General features: G+C 72.4%; 21 protein-coding genes. 11 read left to right on the forward strand and 10 right to left on the reverse strand.

The window, feature by feature from the left end; genetic code table 11:
- The first annotated feature begins 65 nt into the window (after nucleotides 1-65).
- Nucleotides 66-842 (forward strand): exodeoxyribonuclease III, encoded by a 777-nt coding sequence (locus QSK39_RS40180; RefSeq protein ID WP_285483068.1) that lies wholly within the window; start codon nucleotides 66-68, stop codon nucleotides 840-842.
- A gap of 54 nt (nucleotides 843-896) precedes the next feature.
- Complete coding sequence (locus QSK39_RS40185) at nucleotides 897-1529, forward strand: SecDF P1 head subdomain-containing protein (RefSeq protein ID WP_285483069.1); 633 nt, start codon at nucleotides 897-899, stop codon at nucleotides 1527-1529.
- Here the strand turns inward: QSK39_RS40185 and QSK39_RS40190 are convergent.
- From QSK39_RS40190 to rpe, 5 genes are all read right to left on the reverse strand, one after another.
- Nucleotides 1526-1969 (reverse strand): PH domain-containing protein, encoded by a 444-nt coding sequence (locus QSK39_RS40190; protein ID WP_285483070.1) that lies wholly within the window; start codon nucleotides 1967-1969, stop codon nucleotides 1526-1528. The genes QSK39_RS40185 and QSK39_RS40190 overlap by 4 nt on opposite strands.
- Nucleotides 1966-2472, reverse strand: coding sequence for a 6,7-dimethyl-8-ribityllumazine synthase (gene ribH, locus QSK39_RS40195; RefSeq protein ID WP_285483071.1), 507 nt, complete (start codon nucleotides 2470-2472; stop codon nucleotides 1966-1968). Before ribH ends, QSK39_RS40190 begins: the two co-directional genes overlap by 4 nt.
- On the reverse strand, nucleotides 2469-3797 hold the full coding sequence (locus QSK39_RS40200; RefSeq protein ID WP_285483072.1) for a bifunctional 3,4-dihydroxy-2-butanone-4-phosphate synthase/GTP cyclohydrolase II: 1329 nt from the start codon (nucleotides 3795-3797) through the stop codon (nucleotides 2469-2471). Before QSK39_RS40200 ends, ribH begins: the two co-directional genes overlap by 4 nt.
- Entirely contained in the window at nucleotides 3794-4423 is a 630-nt protein-coding gene (locus tag QSK39_RS40205) for a riboflavin synthase (RefSeq protein ID WP_285483073.1), read from the reverse strand. The genes QSK39_RS40200 and QSK39_RS40205 overlap by 4 nt, the downstream gene beginning before the upstream one ends.
- 77 nt (nucleotides 4424-4500) lie before the next feature.
- Complete coding sequence (rpe, locus tag QSK39_RS40210) at nucleotides 4501-5172, reverse strand: ribulose-phosphate 3-epimerase (RefSeq protein ID WP_285483620.1); 672 nt, start codon at nucleotides 5170-5172, stop codon at nucleotides 4501-4503.
- 137 nt (nucleotides 5173-5309) lie between these two features.
- On the opposite strand from rpe, the gene QSK39_RS40215 reads away from it, so the two are divergent.
- The 5 genes from QSK39_RS40215 (at nucleotide 5310) to QSK39_RS40235 (ending at nucleotide 11108) form a co-directional block, all read left to right on the forward strand.
- Nucleotides 5310-6509 carry a sensor histidine kinase gene (locus QSK39_RS40215; RefSeq protein WP_285483074.1) on the forward strand — a complete coding sequence of 400 codons (1200 nt, stop codon included), beginning with the start codon at nucleotides 5310-5312 and terminating at the stop codon, nucleotides 6507-6509.
- A complete protein-coding gene (locus QSK39_RS40220) occupies nucleotides 6506-7165 on the forward strand; it encodes a response regulator transcription factor (protein ID WP_285483075.1) in 660 nt (219 codons plus the stop codon). Before QSK39_RS40215 ends, QSK39_RS40220 begins: the two co-directional genes overlap by 4 nt.
- A gap of 165 nt (nucleotides 7166-7330) precedes the next feature.
- Entirely contained in the window at nucleotides 7331-8731 is a 1401-nt protein-coding gene (gene phoA, locus QSK39_RS40225) for an alkaline phosphatase (RefSeq protein WP_285483076.1), read from the forward strand.
- Between the two features lie 103 nt (nucleotides 8732-8834).
- The gene (locus QSK39_RS40230) at nucleotides 8835-9944 is read left to right on the forward strand and encodes a serine hydrolase domain-containing protein (protein ID WP_285483077.1); all 1110 of its coding nucleotides are present in this window, start codon (nucleotides 8835-8837) and stop codon (nucleotides 9942-9944) included.
- 36 nt (nucleotides 9945-9980) lie between these two features.
- Nucleotides 9981-11108 (forward strand): serine hydrolase domain-containing protein, encoded by a 1128-nt coding sequence (locus QSK39_RS40235; RefSeq protein ID WP_285483078.1) that lies wholly within the window; start codon nucleotides 9981-9983, stop codon nucleotides 11106-11108.
- A gap of 131 nt (nucleotides 11109-11239) precedes the next feature.
- Here QSK39_RS40235 and QSK39_RS40240 read toward each other — a convergent pair whose 3' ends face one another.
- Genes QSK39_RS40240 through fmt form a run of 3 tightly spaced genes read right to left on the reverse strand, consistent with a single transcriptional unit; the run spans nucleotide 11240 to nucleotide 14081 of the window.
- Nucleotides 11240-11737: a flavoprotein gene (locus QSK39_RS40240; RefSeq protein ID WP_285483079.1), complete on the reverse strand. Its 498-nt coding sequence runs from the start codon at nucleotides 11735-11737 to the stop codon at nucleotides 11240-11242.
- The gene (locus QSK39_RS40245; RefSeq protein WP_285483080.1) at nucleotides 11734-13158 is read right to left on the reverse strand and encodes an RsmB/NOP family class I SAM-dependent RNA methyltransferase; all 1425 of its coding nucleotides are present in this window, start codon (nucleotides 13156-13158) and stop codon (nucleotides 11734-11736) included. The genes QSK39_RS40240 and QSK39_RS40245 overlap by 4 nt, the downstream gene beginning before the upstream one ends.
- On the reverse strand, nucleotides 13155-14081 hold the full coding sequence (fmt, locus tag QSK39_RS40250) for a methionyl-tRNA formyltransferase (protein ID WP_285483081.1): 927 nt from the start codon (nucleotides 14079-14081) through the stop codon (nucleotides 13155-13157). Before fmt ends, QSK39_RS40245 begins: the two co-directional genes overlap by 4 nt.
- Nucleotides 14082-14225: 144 nt before the next feature.
- Between fmt and QSK39_RS40255 the strand changes: the two genes are divergently transcribed.
- Nucleotides 14226-15170, forward strand: a complete 945-nt coding sequence (locus tag QSK39_RS40255; RefSeq protein ID WP_285483082.1) for a GNAT family N-acetyltransferase — start codon at nucleotides 14226-14228, stop codon at nucleotides 15168-15170.
- A 47-nt stretch (nucleotides 15171-15217) separates the two neighbouring features.
- Here the strand turns inward: QSK39_RS40255 and ggt are convergent, their stop codons facing one another.
- A complete protein-coding gene (gene ggt, locus QSK39_RS40260) occupies nucleotides 15218-17014 on the reverse strand; it encodes a gamma-glutamyltransferase (RefSeq protein ID WP_285483083.1) in 1797 nt (598 codons plus the stop codon).
- Between the two features lie 203 nt (nucleotides 17015-17217).
- On the opposite strand from ggt, the gene QSK39_RS40265 reads away from it, so the two are divergent.
- On the forward strand, nucleotides 17218-18033 hold the full coding sequence (locus tag QSK39_RS40265; protein WP_285483084.1) for a lysozyme: 816 nt from the start codon (nucleotides 17218-17220) through the stop codon (nucleotides 18031-18033).
- A 43-nt stretch (nucleotides 18034-18076) separates the two neighbouring features.
- Here QSK39_RS40265 and QSK39_RS40270 read toward each other — a convergent pair whose 3' ends face one another.
- A complete protein-coding gene (locus tag QSK39_RS40270) occupies nucleotides 18077-18511 on the reverse strand; it encodes a hypothetical protein (protein ID WP_285483085.1) in 435 nt (144 codons plus the stop codon).
- Between QSK39_RS40270 and QSK39_RS40275 the strand changes: the two genes are divergently transcribed.
- Nucleotides 18504-19964 (forward strand): helix-turn-helix domain-containing protein, encoded by a 1461-nt coding sequence (locus QSK39_RS40275; protein WP_285483086.1) that lies wholly within the window; start codon nucleotides 18504-18506, stop codon nucleotides 19962-19964. The genes QSK39_RS40270 and QSK39_RS40275 overlap by 8 nt on opposite strands.
- A 95-nt stretch (nucleotides 19965-20059) precedes the next feature.
- Entirely contained in the window at nucleotides 20060-21385 is a 1326-nt protein-coding gene (locus QSK39_RS40280) for a pyroglutamyl-peptidase I (protein ID WP_285483087.1), read from the forward strand.
- The last annotated feature ends 10 nt before the right edge of the window (nucleotides 21386-21395 follow it).

The following is a 21395-nucleotide window of genomic DNA, read 5'->3' on the forward strand; positions in this document are numbered from 1 at the left end:
CGTCTTCGGGGCGGCGCTCCGGCGTCGCCCCGAAGTTGTCGGTGGGGTGTGGGATGCTCGCGGGCATGCGGATCGTCACCTGGAACGTGAACTCCATCGTCCCCCGCCTGCCGCGCGTGCTGGACTTCCTGGAGAAAACGGCGCCGGACGTGCTGTGCCTGCAGGAGCTGAAGAGCACGACGGAGAAGTTCCCGGCGGCCGAGATCGAGGCGCTGGGCTACGAGGTGGCGGCGTACGGGCTCGGGCAGTGGAACGGCGTCGGGATCGTGTCCCGGGTGGGCCTGTCCGACGTGGTGCGCGGCTTGCCTGGTGAGCCCCGGTTCGACGGGGCGTCGGAGGCGCGGGCCATCGGCGCGACGTGTGGGGGCGTGCGGGTGTGGTCGGTGTACGTGCCGAACGGGCGCGAGCCGGACAACCCGCACTACGCGTACAAGCTGGAGTGGCTGGAGGCTTTGCGGTCGCTGGTTTCCGCGGAACTTTCGGGTGCCCCGTTCGCGGTGCTGGGCGACTTCAATGTGGCGCCGACGGATGCGGACGTGTGGGACATCGCGGTGTTCGCGGAGTCGACGCACGTGACGAAGCCGGAGCGGGACGCCTTGGCGCGGTTGCGGGATCTCGGGTTGTCGGACGTGTTCCCGCGGCCGTTGAAGTACGACCATCCGTTCACGTACTGGGATTACCGGGCGGGGAACTTCCCGAACAACAAGGGGATGCGGATCGATCTGGTGTATGGGAACGCCGCGTTTTCCGGTGCGGTGACGGATTCCTATGTGGACCGGAACGCGCGGAAGGGGAAGGGGCCGTCGGACCACGCCCCGATCGTGGTGGACCTGGACCTCTGACAGCCGCGTAACAGCGGGGCCGGGCTCGCCGACTTGGGGCTCATGCGCTTCGCGATGACCCTTTCGGCGGTGGCCCTGCTGACGTTGTCAGCCGGGTGTGCGACGGCCGTTGGCGGGCAGGCCCTGCCCGCGCCGGTGACACCGTCGGCCGCCTCGCGTGCCGACGGACCGAATTCGCTGGAGTTCCGCAAGGTCGTGGCCGACGCTTCGCGGATCGGCGGCACGGGAACCGGCCCGCCTCCTTCGCAGACCGCTCGGCAGAGCCTCGACCCCGCCGAGCAGACGGCGGCCGTGCGGGCGATCGACTGCACGCCCGGCAGAGCGGACCCGCTGGCCGGGCACGACGACCGCACGTTGCCGTTGGTCGCGTGCGGGCGGACCGACAACACGGCCTACTTGCTCGAACCGGAGTTCCTCCCGGGCAGCGAGGTTACCGACGCGACGTCCGGCTACGACCAGCAGCGCGGGCAGTGGGTCGTGAACCTCAGGTTCACCTCGGAGGGCACGAAGACCTGGGCCGATTTCACGAGCAAGAACGTCAACCAGCAGGCCGCGTTCGTCCTGGGCAGTCAGGTCTTGTCGGCGCCGAACATCCAGGTCGCGATCCTCGACGGCAACACCCAGATCACCGGCAAGTTCACCGAGCAACAGGCCCGGGAGCTGGCCGACCAGATCATCGGCCGCTAGGCGCCGGTGGCCTCGCGGTGCAGCTTCCGCAGCGCTCGCACCGCTTCCACCGCCCGGTCCCGGTCCACCGCCTGGACCGCCATCACCGCGTGGTACTCGTCCTCCGGCAGCTCCAGCCGCGCCCACGAAGCGCCGTCCGGGAAGCTCACCGAAAGCACTTCGCCCCAAGCGAACCGCCGGGTCATCAGCACGTTGCGGACCTCGATGCCCTCGGCGTCCGCGCGCACCCGGGCGATCGCGAACAGCATCACGCCGCATGCCAGCAAAATGCCGATGCCGATCATCGCCGCCTGGTCGGAACGCTGGAAGTGGACTCCGGTGTTGCCGTTGCGCAGCAGGACCGCCACCACCACGAACACCGCCAGCAACGCCACCGCCAGCACGCTGCACATGATCAGCGCGCGGCGGGGGCGGATCACCAGGAGAGTCTTCACGCTCACACGAAACCCCGCTCGGTCCACGGCTGGCGCAGGCTCCGCAGCACGTGCGCGGAGTCCAGGGCCGCCACCGTCGCCTCGTAGCCCTTGTCCTCCTTGGACCCCGGGCGGCCCGACCGATCGACCGCCTGCTCGTGCGTGTCGCACGTCAGGACGCCGTTGCCGACCGGGGTGCTCTCGTCGAGCGCCACCCGGGTCAGGCCCGCCGTCACCGCGTCGCACACGTACTCGAAGTGCGGGGTGCCGCCGCGGATGACCACGCCCAGCGCCACCACCGCGTCGTGGTTGCGGGCCAGCGCCTGCACCACCACCGGCAGCTCGATCGCGCCCGCGACGTGGACGACCGTCGGGTCCTCCTCGAGCTCCGCCTCGCGAGCCGCGGCCAGGGCGCGCTCCAGCAGGACGTCGGTGATGTCCGCGTTCCACCGCGTCGCCACGATGCCGAGCTTCAAGCTCTTGCAGCCGGTCAGGTCCAGCGAAACGTCGGGACGGCCTTCGCCGCTCACAGTGGTCCTCCGTCGGGGTGCTCGTTCCCCGCGCCGACCTGGTCGTAGTGCTCCAGCTGGGCCAGGTCGTGGCCCATCCGGTCGCGCTTGGTCCGCAGGTAGCGCAGGTTCTCCGGGTTCGGCGAGATCGGCAGCGGCACCCGCCCGGTGACGCGCAGGCCGTAGCCCTCGAGACCGATCCGCTTGGCCGGGTTGTTCGACAGCAGCCGCATCGTGCGGACGCCGAGGTCGCACAGGATCTGCGCGCCGGTGCCGTAGTCGCGGGCGTCGGCCGGCACACCCAGCGCGAGGTTCGCGTCCACGGTGTCCGCGCCGTCGTCCTGGAGCTGGTAGGCCTGCAGCTTGTGCAGCAGGCCGATGCCGCGGCCTTCGTGGCCGCGGATGTAGAGCACGACGCCGCGGCCCTCGGCGGCCACCGCTTCGAGGGCCGCCTCCAGCTGGGGGCCGCAGTCGCAGCGCAGCGAGCCGAAGACGTCGCCGGTCAGGCACTCGGAGTGGACGCGCACCAGGATGTCCTGGCCGTCGCCGATCTCGCCGTAGACGAACGCGACGTGCTCGATGCCGTCCAGGAGCGAGTCGTAGCCGACCGCGCGGAACGTGCCCGCGGCCAGCGGGATGCGGGCCTCCGCGACGCGCTCGACCTGCTTCTCGGTGCGACGGCGGTACGCGATGAGGTCGGCGATGGTGATGATCGCCAGGTCGTGGTCGGCCGCGAACACCTCGAGCTCGTCGCGGCGCGCCATGTCGCCTTCGTCCTTCTGCGACACGATCTCGCAGAGCACCCCCGCCGGCGCGAGCCCGGCCATCCGGGCCAGGTCGACCGACGCCTCGGTGTGCCCGGGACGCCGCAGCACGCCGCCGCCCTTGGCCCGCAGCGGCACGACGTGCCCGGGACGGCGGAAGTCCTTCGCGGTGGACGCCGGGTCGGCCAGCAGCCGGATCGTGTGCGCGCGGTCGGCGGCGGAGATGCCGGTGCTGATGCCCTCGGCGGCGTCGACCGTGACGCTGTACGCGGTCCCCCGCGCGTCCTGGTTCGTGTGATACATCGGCGGCAGGTCCAGCCGGTCGGCCTCGGCTTCGGTCAGCGCCACGCAGACGTAGCCCGAGGTGTAGCGGACCATGAACGCCAGCAGCTCCGGCGTCGCCTTCTCCGCCGCGAAGATGAGGTCGCCCTCGTTCTCGCGGTCTTCGTCGTCGACCACGACGACCGGACGGCCCGCCGCGACGTCCGCGATCGCCCGCTCGATGGCGTCGGCGTCGAACACCGCCCCGGTGCCGCACGGGGTCCAGCCCGCCTCGGGCTCTGCCGCACTCGCTTCACTCATGACCGCTCCTCCGTGCCGCCGTCCCGATTGTGCACCTGGTCGCGGATGTGTGCCTCGGCCAGCTTCTCCACGTACTTCGCGACCACGTCGACCTCGAGGTTCACCAGGTCGCCGGCCTCCCGGCCGCCGAGGGTGGTCACCTCGAGGGTGGTCGGGATCAGCGCCACCTTGAACCGGTCGCCGGTCACGGCGGCGACGGTCAGGGAGATCCCGTCGACCGCGATCGACCCCTTCTCGACCACGTACCGGGCCAGGTGCGCGGGCAGCGCGAACGTCGTCACGCCGTCCTCGTCGCGCGAAAGGAACACGCCGGTCCCGTCGACGTGGCCCTGCATGATGTGCCCGCCGAGCCGCCCGCCCGCCGGCGTCGCGCGTTCCAGGTTGACCCGGTCGCCGACCGCGACCTTGGCCAGGCTGGAGCGCTGCAGCGTCTCGTGCACGACGTCGACGGTGAACTCACCGCCCGCCACTTCCACGACGGTGAGGCACACTCCGCTGACCGCGATGGAGTCGCCGTGCCCGGCGTCGCTGGTGACCAGCGGGCCGCGGACCCGCAGCCGGGCCGCGTTGGTCAGCTGCTCGACCGAGGTGACCTCGCCGATCTCCTCGACAATGCCGGTGAACACGCTCTGCCTCCTTGTGAGCCGGTCCTTCCATCCAACACCCGCCGCGGCCCGGTGGCTTCTCCGGTGCCGCCGCGGTGTCAGCCGGCCCGGCCGCGCGCCGCCTGCTCGCGCAACGCGGCGACCGCTTTGCCCGGATCGCCGGCGCCGTAGACGGCGGACCCGGCGACGAAGCAGTCGACACCCGCTTCGGCGGCCTGCTCGATGGTCTCGGCGTTGATCCCGCCGTCGATCTCGACGACCAGCTTCAGGTGGCCGGTGTCGACCAGCCGCCGCGCCGTGCGCACCTTCTCCAGGACGCCGGCGATGAACGACTGCCCGCCGAAGCCCGGCTCGACCGACATGACCAGCAGCGTGTCGTAGTGCTTGAGCGCGTCGAGCCACGGCTCGAGCGCGGTGCCCGGCTTGATCGAGAGACCGGCCTTGGCGCCGGCGGCACGCAGGTTCTTGGCCAGCGCGATCGGGTCCTTCGCGGCTTCGGCGTGCACGGTGACGTTGTAGGCGCCGGCCTCGGCGTACCCGATGGCCCAGCGGTCCGGGTCGTCGATCATCAGGTGGCAGTCGATCGGCACGTCGGTGCTCTTGAGCAGCGCCTTGACCACGGGCAGGCCCAGGGTCAGGTTGGGCACGAAGTGCGCGTCCATGACGTCTACGTGCACCCAGTCGGCGCGGGTGTCGCCGGTGCCGGCCACGGCGGCGATCTCCTCGCCGAGCCGGGCGAAGTCCGCGGACAGGATGCTGGGGGCGATCAGGGGTCGGTCTGCCACGTCCCGAGTGTAGGAGGACCGCGCTAACGGCTGCTAACCGGTTGTGACGGATCTGGCGTACGCCCAGGATCTGGCTCCGGAGAGGGAGGTCACCCCGGCCCCGGCCGTCCTACGCTCGCCGCATGCCCGGATTCCTCCTCTCCCTGGCCCGGATCGGCAGCTACCGCAGCCTGCTGCACGCGGCCGCAGGGGCCGCCCTCGCACTGCCGGTGACCCCGTTCGCCCTCGCCGCGGCGGTGTCCGTCGACGTCGATTCGCGGGTTCGCGCGCTCATCGCGTTGCTCGCCCTGGCCGTGCTCATGGGGCTGCTGGGTCTGCTGGGACCGGTGCGGCGGCTCGGCATCGGCCTGGCGAACACGCTGCTCGGCACCGGCGTCCCCGCACCCGAGGGACGGCCGGACGCCGCGTCGCGGCTGCGCTCCGGGCTGTGGCTCGCGCTGAACACGGCGGCGAGCGGTGTCCTGTTCACCGTGCTGGCCTTCCTCGGGCTCGGGGTGCTGGTGCCCGCGGTGTGGCTGGCCGGCGGGCAGGACCGGATCAGCCTCTTCTGGGACGATGTCCCGCTCGGGGGCTGGACGGTCCCGTTCGGGCTGGTGGTGGCGTTTGCGGCCCTGGCGCTGACCGCGGCCGCCACGCTCGGCCTCCGGGCCGGCGCGCAGGCGCTGCTGGGCCCGTCGACGGCCGAACGCGTGGCGCGGGCCGAACGCCGGGCCGCCGTGCTCGCCCAGCGCAACCGGCTGGCCCGCGAGCTGCACGACTCGATCGGGCACACGCTCACGACGTCGACCATCCAGGCCGCGGCCGCCGCCGACCTGGTCGAGGCCGACCCCGCCCAGGTGCGGCGCGCACTCGGCACGATCGAAGAAGCGTCTCGAACCGCTCTCGAGGACCTCGACCACGTCCTCGGCCTGCTGCGCGAAGAACCCGCGGCCAAAGAGCCGACGCGCACGCTCACCGAGGTCGACGTCCTCGCCGTGCGTGCCCGCGAGGCCGGGCTCGACGTCCGGCTGACCGTCACCGGGCCGGTCGCCGCGCTGCCCGCCGCGGTGTCGCGCGAGGGCTACCGGATCGTCCAGGAGGGCCTGACCAACGCACTGCGCCACGCCGGCCCGGGCGCGGTCGACGTCCGCGTCGAGGCCGGGGCCGAGCGCCTGGCGATCGCCGTCGTCAACGCCCTGCCCGGCGGGGACCCGCGACCCGGGCGGCACGGGCTGGCCGGGCTCGCCGAGCGCGTCGAAGCCCTGCGTGGCGAGCTCGACGCGGGTCCGGACGACGGGCGGTGGCGGCTGCGCGCGACCATCCCGCTGCGGGCGGGCGCGTGAGCCCCACCGTGCTCCTGGCCGACGACGAGCCGCTGGTCCGCACCGGCCTGCGGGCGCTGCTGGAGCAGCAGGGCATCACGGTGGTCGGCGAGGCGGCCGACGGCGCGGAGGTGCTGCCCGCGGTGCGCCGCACCCGGCCGGACGTCGTGCTGATGGACGTCCGGATGCCCGGCACGGACGGCATCGAGGCCACCCGGCAACTGCTCGCCGAACTGGCCGAGCCGCCCAAGGTCCTCGTCGTCACGACGTTCGACAACGACGACTACGTGCACGAGGCGCTGCTGGCCGGGGCGAGCGGGTTCCTGCTCAAGCGGGCGCGCAAGGAGGAGATCGCGCACGCCGTCCGGACCGTCGCCACCGGCGAGTCGCTGCTGTTCCCCGAGGCGATCCGGCGGCTGGTGAGCGCCCGGCTGCCGGGCGGGAAGTACACGCGGGCGGCGAAGACGCTCACCCGGCGGGAGGCCGAGGTGCTGCGGCTGGTCGCGACCGGACTGTCCAACCAGGACATCGCAGCTGCGCTCGTGATCAGCCTCGAGACCGTGAAGACCCACGTGGGCAACATCTTCGGCAAGGTCGGCGCGGGCAACCGCGCCCAGGCCGTGGTCATGGCGTACGAATCGGGCATCGTCGCGCCGGGGCACCTCGCCGGTCAATAACCGACGTGCTCCCGGTCACCTCCGTGAAGCCATGAGTTCGGCCAGCAGTCACCTGCCGCTCACCCGCCGTCCCTCCTCGGCACACATGCAAGGGGACTAATAGCCCGTGTCCGGAATCCGGACCTTTGCTTCCGATACCTCCCGAAGTCCCCGAAGAGGAGAAACATGGCTTCGCTGCTCACCGGCCGCCGCCGGTGGCTGGTCGCGGGCGCCCTCGGCGCCGCGCTGATCGCCGCCGCCCCGGTCGCCATCGCCGCCAGCGGTTCCGGCAGTGCCGACAGCGGCAACGCGCGTTCGGCCGGCACCGGTGACCGCACCAACGACGTCCGCTCCGCGATCCAGGGCGGCAGTGCCCGCAACGTCATCCTGTTCCTCGGTGACGGCATGGGCCAGTCGGAGATCACGTCCGCGCGCAACTACGAGCGCGGCGCGGCCGGCCGGCTCGCGATGGACGAGCTGCCGCTGACCGGCGACTACACCACCTACGCGGTCGAGCAGAACAACCCCGGCAAGCCGAACTACGTGACCGACTCGGCCGCGTCCGGCACCGGCTGGGCCACCGGCGTCAAGACCTACAACGGCGCCATCTCCGTCGACGCGTACGGCAACCCCGTGCCGACGATCCTCGAGCTGGCCAAGCGGAGCGGCCTGCGCACCGGCGACGTCACCACCGCCGAGGTCCAGGACGCCACCCCGGCCGTGCTCGGCGCGCACGTCGTCAGCCGCGACTGCAAGGGCCCGGTCGAGACGACCGCCAAGTGCGCGGTCAACGCCAAGGAGAAGGGCGGCGCGGGCTCGATCTCCGAGCAGCTCGTCCAGACTCGCCCCGACGTCCTGCTGGGCGGCGGCGCGACGTACTTCGACCAGACGGTCACCGCCGGCAAGTTCAAGGGCAAGACCGTGCTGGACCAGGCCAAGGCGGCCGGCTACAACGTCGTGAACACCGCGGCGGATCTGGCGACGGCCAAGAAGGGCAAGCCGGTCCTCGGCCTGTTCGCCAAGAACAACATGCCGGTGAACTGGACGGGCCCGGCCGCGGTCCACGGCGGCACCGCGCCGACGCGCTGCACCCCGAACCCCGCGCTGCCGAAGACCCAGCCGAAGCTGGCCGACCAGACCCGCAAGGCGCTGGAGCTGCTCGACGACCGCCACTCCGACAAGGGCTTCTTCCTGCAGGTCGAGGGCGCGAGCATCGACAAGCAGGACCACGCGGCCGACCCGTGCGGCCAGATCGGCGAGACGATCGACTTCGACGCGGCGATCGCGGCGGGCACGGCGTTCGCCCGCAGCCACCCGGACACGCTGGTGCTGGTGACCGCCGACCACGGCCACAGCAGCCAGATCGTCGAGCCGACCGCCACCCCGGGCCTGACCGCGACGCTGATCACCAACGAGGGTGCGAACATGACCCTCGCGTACGGCACCGCGGAGACCGGCGGCTCGCAGTCGCACACCGGTACCCAGGTCCGCATCGCGGCCATGGGCCCGCAGGCGGCCAACATCGTCGGCCTGACCAACCAGACCGACCTGTTCGGCACCCTGAAGCGCGCCCTGCGCCTGCGCTGACGCGGTAGGGCAGGCCCCCGGATCGTTCGGGCGGCCTGCCCCAATGCCCCCTGGTGGCTCGGCTCCCTAGGTTGGGAACACCGAGACACCAGGGGGTTCTTTCATGCGGAAGTCATTGCGCGGCAAGCGGGTCGCCGCCGTCGGCACGCTCGTCGCGCTCCTCGCGGCGACCACCGCGGCGCCCGCCCTCGCCGCGGCCGACCCGGTCCAGGGCGCGCTCGACACCCTGACCGCCCAGGACGGCGTCCCGGGCGCCGAAGCCGTCGTGCAGGACGGCTCCCGGACGCGGGTCACGCGCAGCGGCGCCGGGGACTTCACCACCGGGAGACCGTTCCCGCGCAACGGTTCCTTCCGGGCGGGCAGCGTCACGAAGTCGTTCGTCGCGACCGTCGTGCTGCAGCTCGCCGCCGAAGGCCGGGTGCAGCTGGACGCGCCGGTCGAGCGGTACCTGCCGGGCCTGCTCCCGGACCGGCGGATCACCGTGCGGCAGCTGCTGCAGCACACCAGCGGGCTCTACAACTACACCGACGACCTGCCCCTGAACGACCCGGAGACGCTGCGCCACCGCGGCGCGGCCCCGGCCGAGCTGGTGGCGATGGCGCTGAAGCACCCCGCGCTGTTCCCGCCCGGCACGAGCTGGTCGTACTCCAACACCAACTACATCGTCGCCGGGATGCTCGCCGAACGCGTCACCGGGCACGCGCTGACCGACGAGATCGCCCGCCGGATCACCCGGCCGCTGGGCCTGCGCGATACCTATCTCCCCCGCCGCGGCGACGAGGAACTGCCTGCGCCGCACGCCGTCGGCTACGTGCCGACCGGCGGCGGCCTGGCCGATTTCAGCGACTACGAAACGACGATGGCGTGGGCGGCGGGCGGGCTCGTGTCCACCCCGGCCGACCTCGACCGGTTCTACGGTGCCCTGCTCGGCGGGCGGCTCCTGCGCCCGGCCCAGCTCGCCGAGATGCGGCGCACGGTCCCGGCGAACCTCGGCATCCCGGGCGCGCGCTACGGCCTGGGCCTGGGCAGCATCCCGTTGTCGTGCGGGGAGTTCTGGGGCCACGAAGGCGGCGTCCTCGGCTTCACCAACCTCGCCGGCGTCGGCCCGGGTGGCCGCCGCGTGACGGTGGTGCTGAACGAAAATCCCACGCCGGCCGCGGCGAACGAGCACATGCTGGCCGCGACCGACGCGGCGCTCTGCTCCGGCCGGTAGATCCACGGAACACCGAGACCCCAGGGGGTTGTTTTCATGCGGAAGTCATTGCGCGGCAAGCAGATCGTCGCGTGCGGCACGCTCGTCGCGCTCCTCGCGGCGACCACCGCGGCACCGGCGCTCGCCGTCACCACGAACCCGCTGCAGCGGGCGCTCGACCGGGTCACCGCCCAGGGCGGCGCGCCCGGCGCCGAAGCCGTCGTCACCGACCACGGGCGCGTCACCGCGACGCGCAGCGGCACCGGCGACGTGACCACCGGGACGCCGTACCCGCGCGACGCGAAGTTCCGCGCGGGGAGCATCACGAAGACGTTCGTCGCGACCGTGGTGCTCCAACTCGCCGCCGAAGGGAAGGTCGACCTCGACGCGCCGATCGAGCGCTACCTGCCCGGGCTGATCACCGGGAACGGCAACGACGGCCGGAAGATCACCGTGCGGAACCTGCTGCAGCACACCAGCGGGCTCTACAGCTACACCGACGACGTGCTGGCGACGGGTGACCTCGAGGCGCTGCGCCACCGCGGGGCCGAACCGGGTGAGCTCGTCGCCCTGGCGATGAACCACCCGCCGTTGTTCGCCCCCGGCAGCTCCTGGTCGTACTCGAACACCAACTACATCGTCGCCGGGATGCTCGTCGAGAAGGTCACGCGGCACAGCGTCGCTGCCGAGATCACCCAGCGGATCACCCGGCCGCTCGGCCTGCGCGGCACCTCGCTGCCCGGCCGTGGCGAAGAGCTGCTGCCCGCACCGCACGCGCGCGGATACGTGCCGGGCGAGGAGAAGCTGCTCGACTTCACCGAGTTCGACCCGTCGATCGCCGGTGCCGCGGGCGCGCTGGTGTCGACCGGCCGGGACCTCGACACGTTCTACACCGCGCTGCTCGGCGGCCGCCTGCTGCGGCCCGCGCAGCTCGCGCAGATGCAGCACACGGTCCCGGTGCCGGGCGAAACGGGCACGGACTACGGCCTCGGCTTGTTCCACCGGACCCTGCCGGACGGCACGCGCTATTGGGGCCACGGCGGCGACATCTTCGGGTTCGCCACGCTGGCCGGCGCCCTCGACGGCGGCCGCAGCGCCACGGTGTCGGCGAACGAGGACCCGCTGCCCGACGCGGTGCGGGAGGCCACCGAAACGGCGTTCGAGGTGGCGCTGGCGCGGAGGTAGGCGATCGTGCCGCTCGCGGCAGGAGTTCGCCGTTCGCGAGCGGTGCGCCGGGCAGCGTGGGCCGCGCGCGGCCCGGAACTGTCGGTGCCCACGGGTAGCGTGGAAAACGGGGGGCGCCCCCGCGAGCAAGCTCAGGGCAGCAGGTCCAGGGCCTCGGTCCACGGCCGGCCGAGGTCGAGCCGGTGCAGTGTCACCCCGGCGCCCGCGAGGGTGTCGAGGTGGCGCTGCCACGCCGGGTGGTGCACCCGCGTGTCCTGGATCTGGTACGCCACCACGATCGTGATCCCCGGCGCACCCAGGACGTCACCCAGCACCGTCAGCGCCTGGTTGTCCGCGATGCCCAGCGCCAGCTTCGCGACCGAGTTGGCCGATGCCGGCGCGAACAGGAACACCGCCGGGTCCGGGTGCGGCCGCGGCTCCCCCGGCAGCCGCGAGACGCTGCGCACCGGCAACTCCGTCGCCGCGGCGACGTCGGCGAGCGCGCCGGTCGACTCCAGCCACCGGTGAGCCGTCGGCGTCAGGGTGATCGCCGTGCGCCAGCCGCGCTCGGCGGCGGGCCGGACCAGCTCGGCGGCGAACCGGGTGTCCAGCCCGCCGCACGAGCCGGCGATCAGCCCGAGATCCGTCACGGTTTGCGCAGCACGGCGCAGAACATCGCGTCCGTGCCGTGGCGGTGCGGCCACAGCTGCACGTACGGCCCGTCGCCGAGCTCCGGCACGCCGGGGAAGAACTCCCGCGAGTCGACCACCTCGGCCTTGAGCCGCCGGGCCGTCTCGGTCAGCACGCCTTCGGTCTCCGCCAGGTGCGGCGAGCAGACGACGTAGGTGAGCGCGCCGCCCGGCCGCAGCAGCGCGTACGCCGCCGTGATCAGCTCGCCCTGCAGCTTCGTCAGGTCCGCGACGTCCGACGGCTGCCGCCGCCAGCGCGCCTCCGGCCGCCGCCGCAGGGCGCCGAGCCCGCTGCACGGCGCGTCGACCAGGATGCGGTCGTACCCCGGCTCCAGGCCACTCTCGCGGCCGTCGGCGACGTGCACCTTCACCGGCAACCCGCTGGTGGCCTTCTCGACGAGCTTCGCGCGGTGCGGCGCCTTCTCGACGGCGTCGACCGTCGCCCCGCTCAACGCGGCCAGCGCGCCGAGCAGCGCCGCCTTGCCGCCGGGACCGGCGCACAGGTCGAGCCAGCGCTCGTCGGTGCCCTCGACGGGCACCTTCGTCGCGGCGATCGCGCACAGCTGGCTGCCCTCGTCCTGCACCGCGGCGAGCCGCTCGCGGACCGGCTCGGCGTCGGCCGGGTCACCGGCGCCGGCGGGCAGGCGCACGCCGTAGGGCGAGTACGGCGCGGGGTCGCCGCCGGTGATCGCGGCCAGCTCGTCGGCGCTGATCTCGCCGGGCCGGGCGACCAGGTGCACCTCGGGCCGCGCGTCGTCGGCTTCGAGCGCGGCCTTGAGGCCCGCGCCCTTGTCCCCCAGCGCTTCGGCGAACGAGCGGGCGATCCAGCGCGGGTGCGCGGTGCGCAGCGCGAAGGCCCCGATCGGATCGGCGGCCTCGTCCGGCGCGACCTCGTCCAGCCAGGCCGCTTCGTCCTTTTCTGACACCTTGCGCATGATGGCGTTCGCGAAACCCGTGGCCCACGAACCGGCTTCGGCCCGCACGAGGTCCACAGTGGACGTCACGGCGGCGTGCTCCGGGATGCGCGTGCGCAGCAGCTGGTAGACGCCGAGGCGCAGCGCGTCCAGCACCGTGGGGTCGGTCTTGGCGAGCGGCCGCTCGGCGCAGGCCTCGATGACGGCGTCGAGCAGGCCCTGGGCCCGCGACGTGCCGTAGGCCAGCTCGGTCGCCAGCGCCGCGTCCCGGCCGCCGATCCGCCGCTCGCGCAGCAGGTCCGGCAGGACGAGGTTGGCGTAGGCGTCCTTCTCCCGGACCGCGCGCAGGACGTCGAACGCGGCCTGCCGGGCCGGGTCCACCTCCGGCGGGCGGCGCGGGCCTTCCTTGCGCGGTGCCGGACGGCCGCGCTGCGGCCGTGACGGACGTCGTTCCCTGCTGTCGTTCACCGGAGGCGTTCTCCCTGGTCGATCCTGGTTCCGCGGGCCCAGTCGGTGGCCGCCATCCGTTTCTTGCCGGGTGCCTGGACCTCGCCGAGCCGCAACGGCTTCGTCGCCGTCCCGACCAGCACCCGCTTGCGTTCGACCACGATCTCCCCCGGCGGCGGGCCGGGCTCGTCGAGCACCGTCACCGGGCCGAGCTTGAACCGCTCGCCGCGGAACTCCGCCCACGCGCCCGGGTCCGGCGTGACCGACCGGATCTGCCGGTCGACCGCCGCGGCCGGGTCGGCGAAGGACACCCGCGCGTCCTCGACCGTCACCTTCGGCGCGTAGCTCAGGCCCTCGGCGGGCTGCTCGCGCGCGACCAGGCTGCCGTCGGCCAGACCGTCCATGGTGGACAGCAGCAGCTTGGCGCCGGACTCCGCCAGCCGCCCGAGCAGGCCGCCCGCGGTGTCGGTCCCGCCGATCGCCTCGGTGACGACGCCGAAGACCGGGCCCGCGTCCAGCTCCTTGACGATCCGGAAGGTCGACGCGCCGGTGATCTCGTCGCCGGCGCGGATCGCGGCCTGCACCGGTGCCGCGCCCCGCCACGCGGGCAGCAGCGAGAAGTGCAGGTTCACCCAGCCGAGGCGCGGGATGTCGAGGGCGGCCTGCGGCAGCAGCGCACCGTAGGCGACGACCGGGCAGGCGTCCGGCGCCAGCTCCGACAGGCGGGCGAGGAAGGCCGGGTCGCCGGCGCGCGCGGGCGTCAGGACCTCGATGCCGTGCTCGTCGGCGAGGGCGCCGACCGGGGACCGGACGACCCGGCGGCCGCGGCCGGCCTGGGCGTCGGGCCGGGTGACGACGGCGACGACCTCGTGGCGGCCGGAGTCGAGCAGTGCGCGCAGCGCGGGGACGGCCGGCTCGGGGGTGCCGGCGAAGACGAGCTTCATCGGCCTGCCCCCGGCCGGAGTGGGGAGGATTCACGTGGCTGGAACATCGGGGACGAGTCTAGAAGGCCCCGATGATCACGGCGCGCTCGCGCCCGCCGGGAAACCAGGCGACAGCGTGTGCGGGCCCCGGTTAGCGTCGCCGGTATGCACGGACCGACGTGGCGCCCGCTCACCCGCGACGACGCCCAGGCGTCCGCCGATCTCCTCAACGCCATGGAATCCGTGGACGGGATCGGCGAGCACTACACCGCCGAGGACACCCTCCAAGAGCTGGTCGACCCCTACGCCGACCTCGAGCGCGGCAGCCTCGCGGCCTTCGACGGCGACACGATGATCGGGTACATGAAGATCCGCTACAAGCCGTCCGCGGACGAGGTCCACCGCGTCTTCCTGGACGGTGGCGTGCACCCCGGTCACCGTCGCCGGGGTATCGGCACCACGCTCGTCGAGGCGGGGGTGGCCGCGGCGAAGGTCCTGCACGCACGGCACCACCCGGGACTGCGGCTCGCGGTCGACGTCCACCGGCCCGAGCACATCGCCGGCCTGGCCGAGCTGATGCGCTCGCAGGGCTTCGCGCCGGTCCGGTACTTCCGGCGGATGGAGCACGCTCTCGGGGACGTCGCGCCGGTGGAAGCGTGGATCGAGCCGTGGTCGGCGGCGGCCGACGAGGAGTTCCGGCGCGTCCGGAACGAGGCGTTCGCGGACTGCTGGGGCGCGGTGCCGATGCCGCCGGACCTGTGGCGGAACAAGATCGTCAACCAGACGTTCCGGCCCGGCCTCAGCTTCCTGCTCCGGGACGCGAACGGGACGCCGGCGGGCCTGCTGGTGACGCTGTCCTGGGACGCCGACACCGAGGCCACCGGGATCCGCGACGCGCACTTCATGGTCGTCGGGACGCTCCCCGGCCACCGGAAGCGCGGCGTCGCGACGACCCTGCTGGCGCACGCGCTGGGCGCCGCGAAGGAACAGGGCTACGACCAGGCGAGCCTGGTGGTGGACTCGGCGAGCCCGTCGGGCGCCTCCGGGGTGTTCGAACGGGCGGGGTTCGTCCCGAAGGCGCCGTACATCCGCTGGGCTCTCGAAGCCTGAGCCGGCGACGAGCGGCGGTCGCCGCCGCACGCTCGCCGCCGCACGCGCTACCAGTGCGTGGGCCACACCACCTGGGCCGCGCCCTGACCACGCCGGACCGGTTCCGCGGCCGCCAGCCAGCGGCCGTCCCGCAGGCGCTCCACGCCGGTCGCCGCGCCGATCTCGGCCGGCGCCGTCGAGAAGCCCTGGCCGCGGGCCGTCAGCGCCGCCGTCTCCGGCTGGTCCAGGAACGCCTGCTCGACCTGGGCCTGCGCCGAGTTCCGCTGCGACGCCCGCGGCGCCGCGATGGCGTTCTCCAGCGACAGCCCGCGGTCGAGGCGGCCGAGGATCACCTGCAGGACCGTGGTGATGATCGACGCGCCGCCCGGGGAGCCCGTCGCGAAGAACGGGCGGCTGTGGTCGAGCACGATCGTCGGCGCCATGGACGAGCGCGGCCGCTTGCCCGGGCCGGGCAGGTTCGGGTCGGGCACGCCCGGCGTCACCGGCGTGAAGGAGAAGTCGGTCAGCTCGTTGTTGAGCAGGAACCCGCGGCCCGGCACGACGATCCCGCTGCCGCCCTCCTGCTCGATGGTCAGCGTGTAGGCGACGACGTTGCCCCACTTGTCGGCGACCGTCAGGTGGGTGGTGTTCTCACCCTCGTACGGCGTCGGCGCGGCCGTGGTGCCCGCCGCGCACGGCGTCGGGTGCTTCGGGTCGGCCGGGGCGACCGGGCTGGTCGCTGCCTTGTCCTTCGAGATCAGGCACGCCCGTGAGTCGGCGAAGCGCTGGCTCAGCAGCTCCTTGGCCGGGACGTCGATCACGGCCGGGTCGCCGATCCAGCGGTTGCGGTCGGCGAAGGCGAACCGCGTCGACTCCAGGAAGTACTGCAGGTAGTCGGCCTTGCTCGCGTGCTTGAGGTCGAAGTTCTCGAGGATGTTGAGCGCCTCGCCGACGGTTAGCCCGCCCGAGGACGGCGCCGGCATGCCGTAGACGTCGAGGCCTTCGTAGGTCGCGTGCGTCGGGGTGCGCTCGATGGCGCGGTAGGCGGCGAGGTCGGCGGTGGTGAGCTTGCCGGGACGCACGTTCAGCGTCGAGGCCGGGTCCTTCGGCGGCTGCTGCACGGTCTTGGCGATGTCGGCGCCGATCTGGCCCTGGTACAGCGCGTCGACGCCGCGCCGTTCGAGCTGCGCGTACGTGTCCGCGAGGTCGGGGTTCCGGAAGACGGTCCCGGGCGACGGCGGCGCGCCGTTCGGCAGGTACAGCGACCGCGTCGAGGGGAAGGCGGAGAACCGCGCGGCGTTGTTGGCGATCTGCGTCTGGAACGTCGGGTCGACGACGAACCCCTTGCGCGCCAGCTCTTCGGCGGGCTTCAGGGACTTCGCCAGTGAGCGCGTGCCCCACTTGCGGAGGGCCTCGGACCACGTCGCGGGCGTGCCGGGGACGCCGACGCTGAGCCCGCTGGTGACGGCGTCGTTGAACGGCAGCGGCTGGCCGTTCTCGACGAACAGGTTCGCGTCGGCGGACTTCGGCGCGGTCTCGCGGCCGTCCAGAGTGTGGACGCGGTGGGTCTTCGCGTCGTAGTAGACGAAGAACCCGCCCCCGCCGACGCCGGCGGAGAACGGGTCGGTGACGCCGAGCGCAGCGGCGACCGCGACGGCCGCGTCGACGGCGTTGCCGCCGTCGCGCAGGACCTTGGTGCCGATCGCGGTGGCGTCGGCGTCGATGCTGGCCACGGCGCCCCCGAAGCCGACGGCGACCGGGGACTTCGGCGTGGGCGTGGCGGCGGTGGCGGGTCCGGCGGCGACGGTCGTGAGGAGTGCGGCCGTGGCGGCGATGACGAGGGTGCGGCTCCGGTGCGCGGGCATGCGGGCGAGTCTGCTCCTCGGGTCGGGCACCTTCAAGACGCCAACGGGCGGCGCACCCCGCTCGTCAAGATTTTACAAGTTTCCCCAGACTTCGAAATTGCCTCACATGGCGGAGTGACACTGCCGAGGTCAACGCCACAGAATCGTCCGGCGCGGCCCTGCACAGCCGCGCACAGCGAGGGCAACCGAAAGGACAACTGAAGATGACCGCACCACGGAGGTGGCGCCGCCTGCTCGGCGCCGCTGTGGCTGTCTCGACCTCCCTGCTGGTCGTGACCGCCGCCGGCGCCTCGGCTTCGCCGGGCCTGCCGGACCAGGACGCGTCGAACAACCACGAGATGGGCGCGGCGATCCGCGCCCACGACGGCGTGCCCCCGGCGGGGCTGGCGCCGGCGTCGGTGGACGCGAGCGTCCCGGGCATCGACGTCAGCTCGTACCAGGGCAACGTCAACTGGGCGTCGTACTGGAGCGCGGGCAAGAAGTTCGCCTACGTCAAGGCGACCGAGGGCACCAGCTACCAGAACGCGTACTTCAGCCAGCAGTACACGGGGTCGTACAACGTCGGCATGATCCGCGGGGCGTACCACTACGGCCGCCCGGACGGGGCCGGCGGCGCAGCCCAGGCGGATTATTTCGTCGCCCACGGCGGCGGCTGGTCGAAGGACGGCAAGACCCTCCCGGGCACACTCGACATCGAGTGGGGCCCGAACAACGCGTGTTACGGCAAGACGCCGGCCCAGATGGTGGCGTGGATCAAGGCATTCAGCGACGAGTACCACGCGAAGACCACCCGCTGGCCGGTGATCTACACGGCAACGAGCTGGTGGAGCCAGTGCACGGGCAATACTGGGGACTTCAGTTCGACGAACCCGCTGTGGGTGGCGCGGTATGCGTCGTCGGCGGGGACGTTGCCGTACAACTGGGGTTTTTATACGTTTTGGCAGTACAGCTCTTCGCCTATTGATCAGGACCAGTTCAGCGCGGACATTTCACGCTTGAAGGTCCTGGCGACGGGCTGACGTTGCGGGCCGGGAGCACGCCGCTGACGTGCTCCCGCTCCGTTCACTTCGCTTCGTTGATCTTCTTCACCAGATTTTTCCTCGCGTTGGCGAGCGTCTCTTTGTCGATCGGCCACTCGAAGTCGTCCAGCTTGTCCGAGGGGACGGTGTAGACGCGCTCAAGATCCGGCTCGTAACTGCCTGCCTTATTGATCGCGTACGCAACCAAGGACTCCTTCAGACTCTTGCGGAACTGCGAGACCAGGACGAGAACCAGCTGCCGGTCATTCAGCGATGTGAAATCGTTTTTCGTGAACGAGCAGTAGTAGAAACGGCCGCTTACCACCGCATCACGCGCCATGATCGAATTCCTTTCGGATGGACGGGAAACCGACGGTAAGGGGCGCACACCGTCCTGCAGCCATTTGCTGCGAAACCGGTGCACCCGTTCGGCGGCGTTCCCCGCCGAACCGGCCGGGCAAACTCGGACGATGGCCACGACTCGGCGTGGACGACAGACCTCCCTCGGCGACGGCGGGGCCGGTCCGTGGCCGCGGGTCGAACGAGGTCAGCTTGCGGCCTGGCTGCTCAAGATGTGGCGTCTCTACGGCGAAGAAGACATCCTGACCATCCGGCAATTGGCGGCCGCGGTGCGGACTCCACCCGTCGACAACGCCACGGTTTCCCGCTGGGAGAACTCCCGGGCCACAGTCCCGACGGCGGCCCTGCGCCAGTACGAGCGGCTCTTCGACCTGCAGCCGGGCGAGCTGGTAGCCGTGGTGACCGCGCTCGGCCGGGAGCGGCCGACCGGACGCCGGACGGCCCGCCCCTGCGATGAACTGCTTGACAAATGCCTCGACCGGGATCCCGTCTCCGCGGCGGAATGGGCGGACCTGACGGTTTCCCTGACCCAGCCGCGGCGCAAGCTCCCCCGGCCGACCTGGGACTTCCTTGTCCACCGCCTGCTCACCGAGATGTGTCTTTCCGTGGGCTGGCGATATCTGCTCCGGCTTTCCGCGCTGCAACGAGTGCACCGGCACCCGGTAGGCGGCGCCGCGCTCGTCGCGGCGACCGAAGAATTCGTCACCGAGCCGGCCTGCCAGCTGATCATCGACCCGATCGCCCTGCTCGCGGCGAATCCGACGGCCTCACGCCGGCTCTTTCGGCTGCTGTCCAAACCGCGCAACGAGGCCGAGCAGCTCGGCGCGCTCTTCGCGTGGGCGGCCCGACCGCCTGGTGCACCCGACCTGGTTCGCCGGCTCGAAGCCATCTCTCGCGAGCTGCACGCCGGCGCGTCGACGTCACCGCCGGTCCGGGACGCGGCCTCGGACGTCCTTGCGGCCTTGTTCCGGCACCGTCCCGGCGCCCGAACAGCGCCGTTGGGGAAAGCGGGAGAAGCGGTCTTCGACGAGGTGCACGGCGCCTTGCTCAAAGTTCAGACCCGGCGCCACGAACCGGACCTGCTCGGCGGACGGATTCTCCGGCAGGCGCTGGCGAGCACCGACAGCGATCTGCGCATCCTCACGGTCAACGTCCTGCACGCCTCGCCGTTTCGCGGGGTCCTCGCCGACACCGTCGCGTCGATGCTGAGCAGCGGGCGCACGAGGACCGGCTCGGCGATGCACAACGTGCTCGTGGACCTGCTGGGCAGTCTCGGCGACGCCCGGCACCGCCCGGTGGTCGAGAACCTGATGTGGCAGGGCGCGGCGCGGGACGCGGCGGCCGTAGCGCTGGCCCACCTCCCCGGGCGGACGGACCTGCGGCTCTGGCACCACGTGCTCACCGCGCAACCGACCGGCGGGAGCACCCAACGAGCCGCGCTTTACGCGGTGGGGATGAAGGGCGACCGCGACGGGCTGCGGCTCCTGCGGGCCCACGCCCCCGTCGTCCGGGCCCGTGCGAACTGGTGGCTGCGGCTTCCGGCCGAGGCGTCCGCGGGCGCGGCCCTCTGACGACCGGACCGGCTGATCCCGACTTCCGCGGGTTACGCGGGTAGCTAGATCAACGGGAGACTCGGCCGCGTCACCCACGCCGTGGAGGGAAACCCGTGCGCCTCACCGCCCTGCTCCCCCTGCTCGCCGCCGTTCCGCTCTTCGCGCTCCCCGCTCCCGCCTCTGCCGCGGCCGGCTGCTTCGATCCGGCCGTGCCGCTGACCGTCGAGGAACAGCGTCTCACCGCTTCGCTTCCGGCCGGTGGTCCCGCCGTCGGGCCTGAACTCGTGCGGCTGGCCGGGTTCGATCCGCTCGTCGCCGACGTCAAGCACGATCTCTGCGCCGCGCGCACTCCGCGCCGGGCCGAGCGGGTCGTCACCCAAGCCGGCGAGCGGTTGTGGCGGACGGCCGTCGATCGCGCGCAGGGGCGCCGGCCGGATCTCGGGACGCTCGACCGGTTCGACGACCGGCCGCTGTACTGGGCGCGGCTGCAGCTCAGCAGCGCGATCCGCCAGTGGGCGCCGGCTTCGCAGCGGGCGTCGCTGCTGACGGCGTTCGACCGCGGCTCGCGCGGCCTCGACGACGTCCGGTTCCCGCTCGGGAAGACGCGGCGGGTCATGGTGAGCGGCTTCGACCCGTTCCAGCTCGACGGCGCGGGGATCACCATCTCGAACCCGGCGGGCGCGTCGGCACTGCAGCTGGACGGGCGCATCCTCGACACGCCGGCCGGCCCGGCCGTGGTGCAGGCGGTGAGCTTCCCGGTCGTGTGGGGGTACTTCGACGAGGGCATCGTGGAGGCGGCGTACGGCACGGCGTTGCGCGATCGCGCGCGGCGGCCGGACGTGGTGCTGACGATCAGCCAGGGCCGCCCGGGCCGCTTCGACGTCGAACGCTGGGCCGGCGCTTGGCGAGGTGGCTTCCCGGACAACAACAACGCGTCGGTGACGGGCGGGGTCCCGCCGGCCGCGGGCTGGCCACAGCCGGACGTCCAGTTCATCGAGACGACGCTGCCATACGCGCGGATGCTCGGGGTGACCGGCGCTTATCCGGTCAACTTCAACCAGTCGTTCTGCGTGTGGCCGTCCCAGCCAGGCGTGGGAACGCCGGTGTGCCGCTCGGATGCCCCGGCACCGGGCGAGTTCGCGGCTTCGGGCGGCGGCGGGGATTATCTGTCGAACGAGTCGATGTTCCGCGCGAACCGCGTCCGGCTTGGGTTGGGCTTGACGTCGGTAGCGGGTGGTCACCTGCACACGCCGGTGCTGGGCCAGCCAACGGGCTTGACGGACCCGGCTTTCGAGGCCCGTCGCCAGGCGATCGCGTCCGAGGTGACCGCGCTGGCTTCCGCCGCAGCCGGCGGTCCCGCGCCGACGATCTCCTTGCCGCAGAAGGAATCCCCGCGGGCGGCGATGGATTCCTTGCCGGGCACGGTATTGGGCCGCTGATCCAGCCGCG

The organism is Amycolatopsis sp. NBRC 101858, assembly GCF_030269325.1.
Classification (GTDB): Bacteria; Actinomycetota; Actinomycetes; order Mycobacteriales; family Pseudonocardiaceae; genus Amycolatopsis; species Amycolatopsis ponsaeliensis.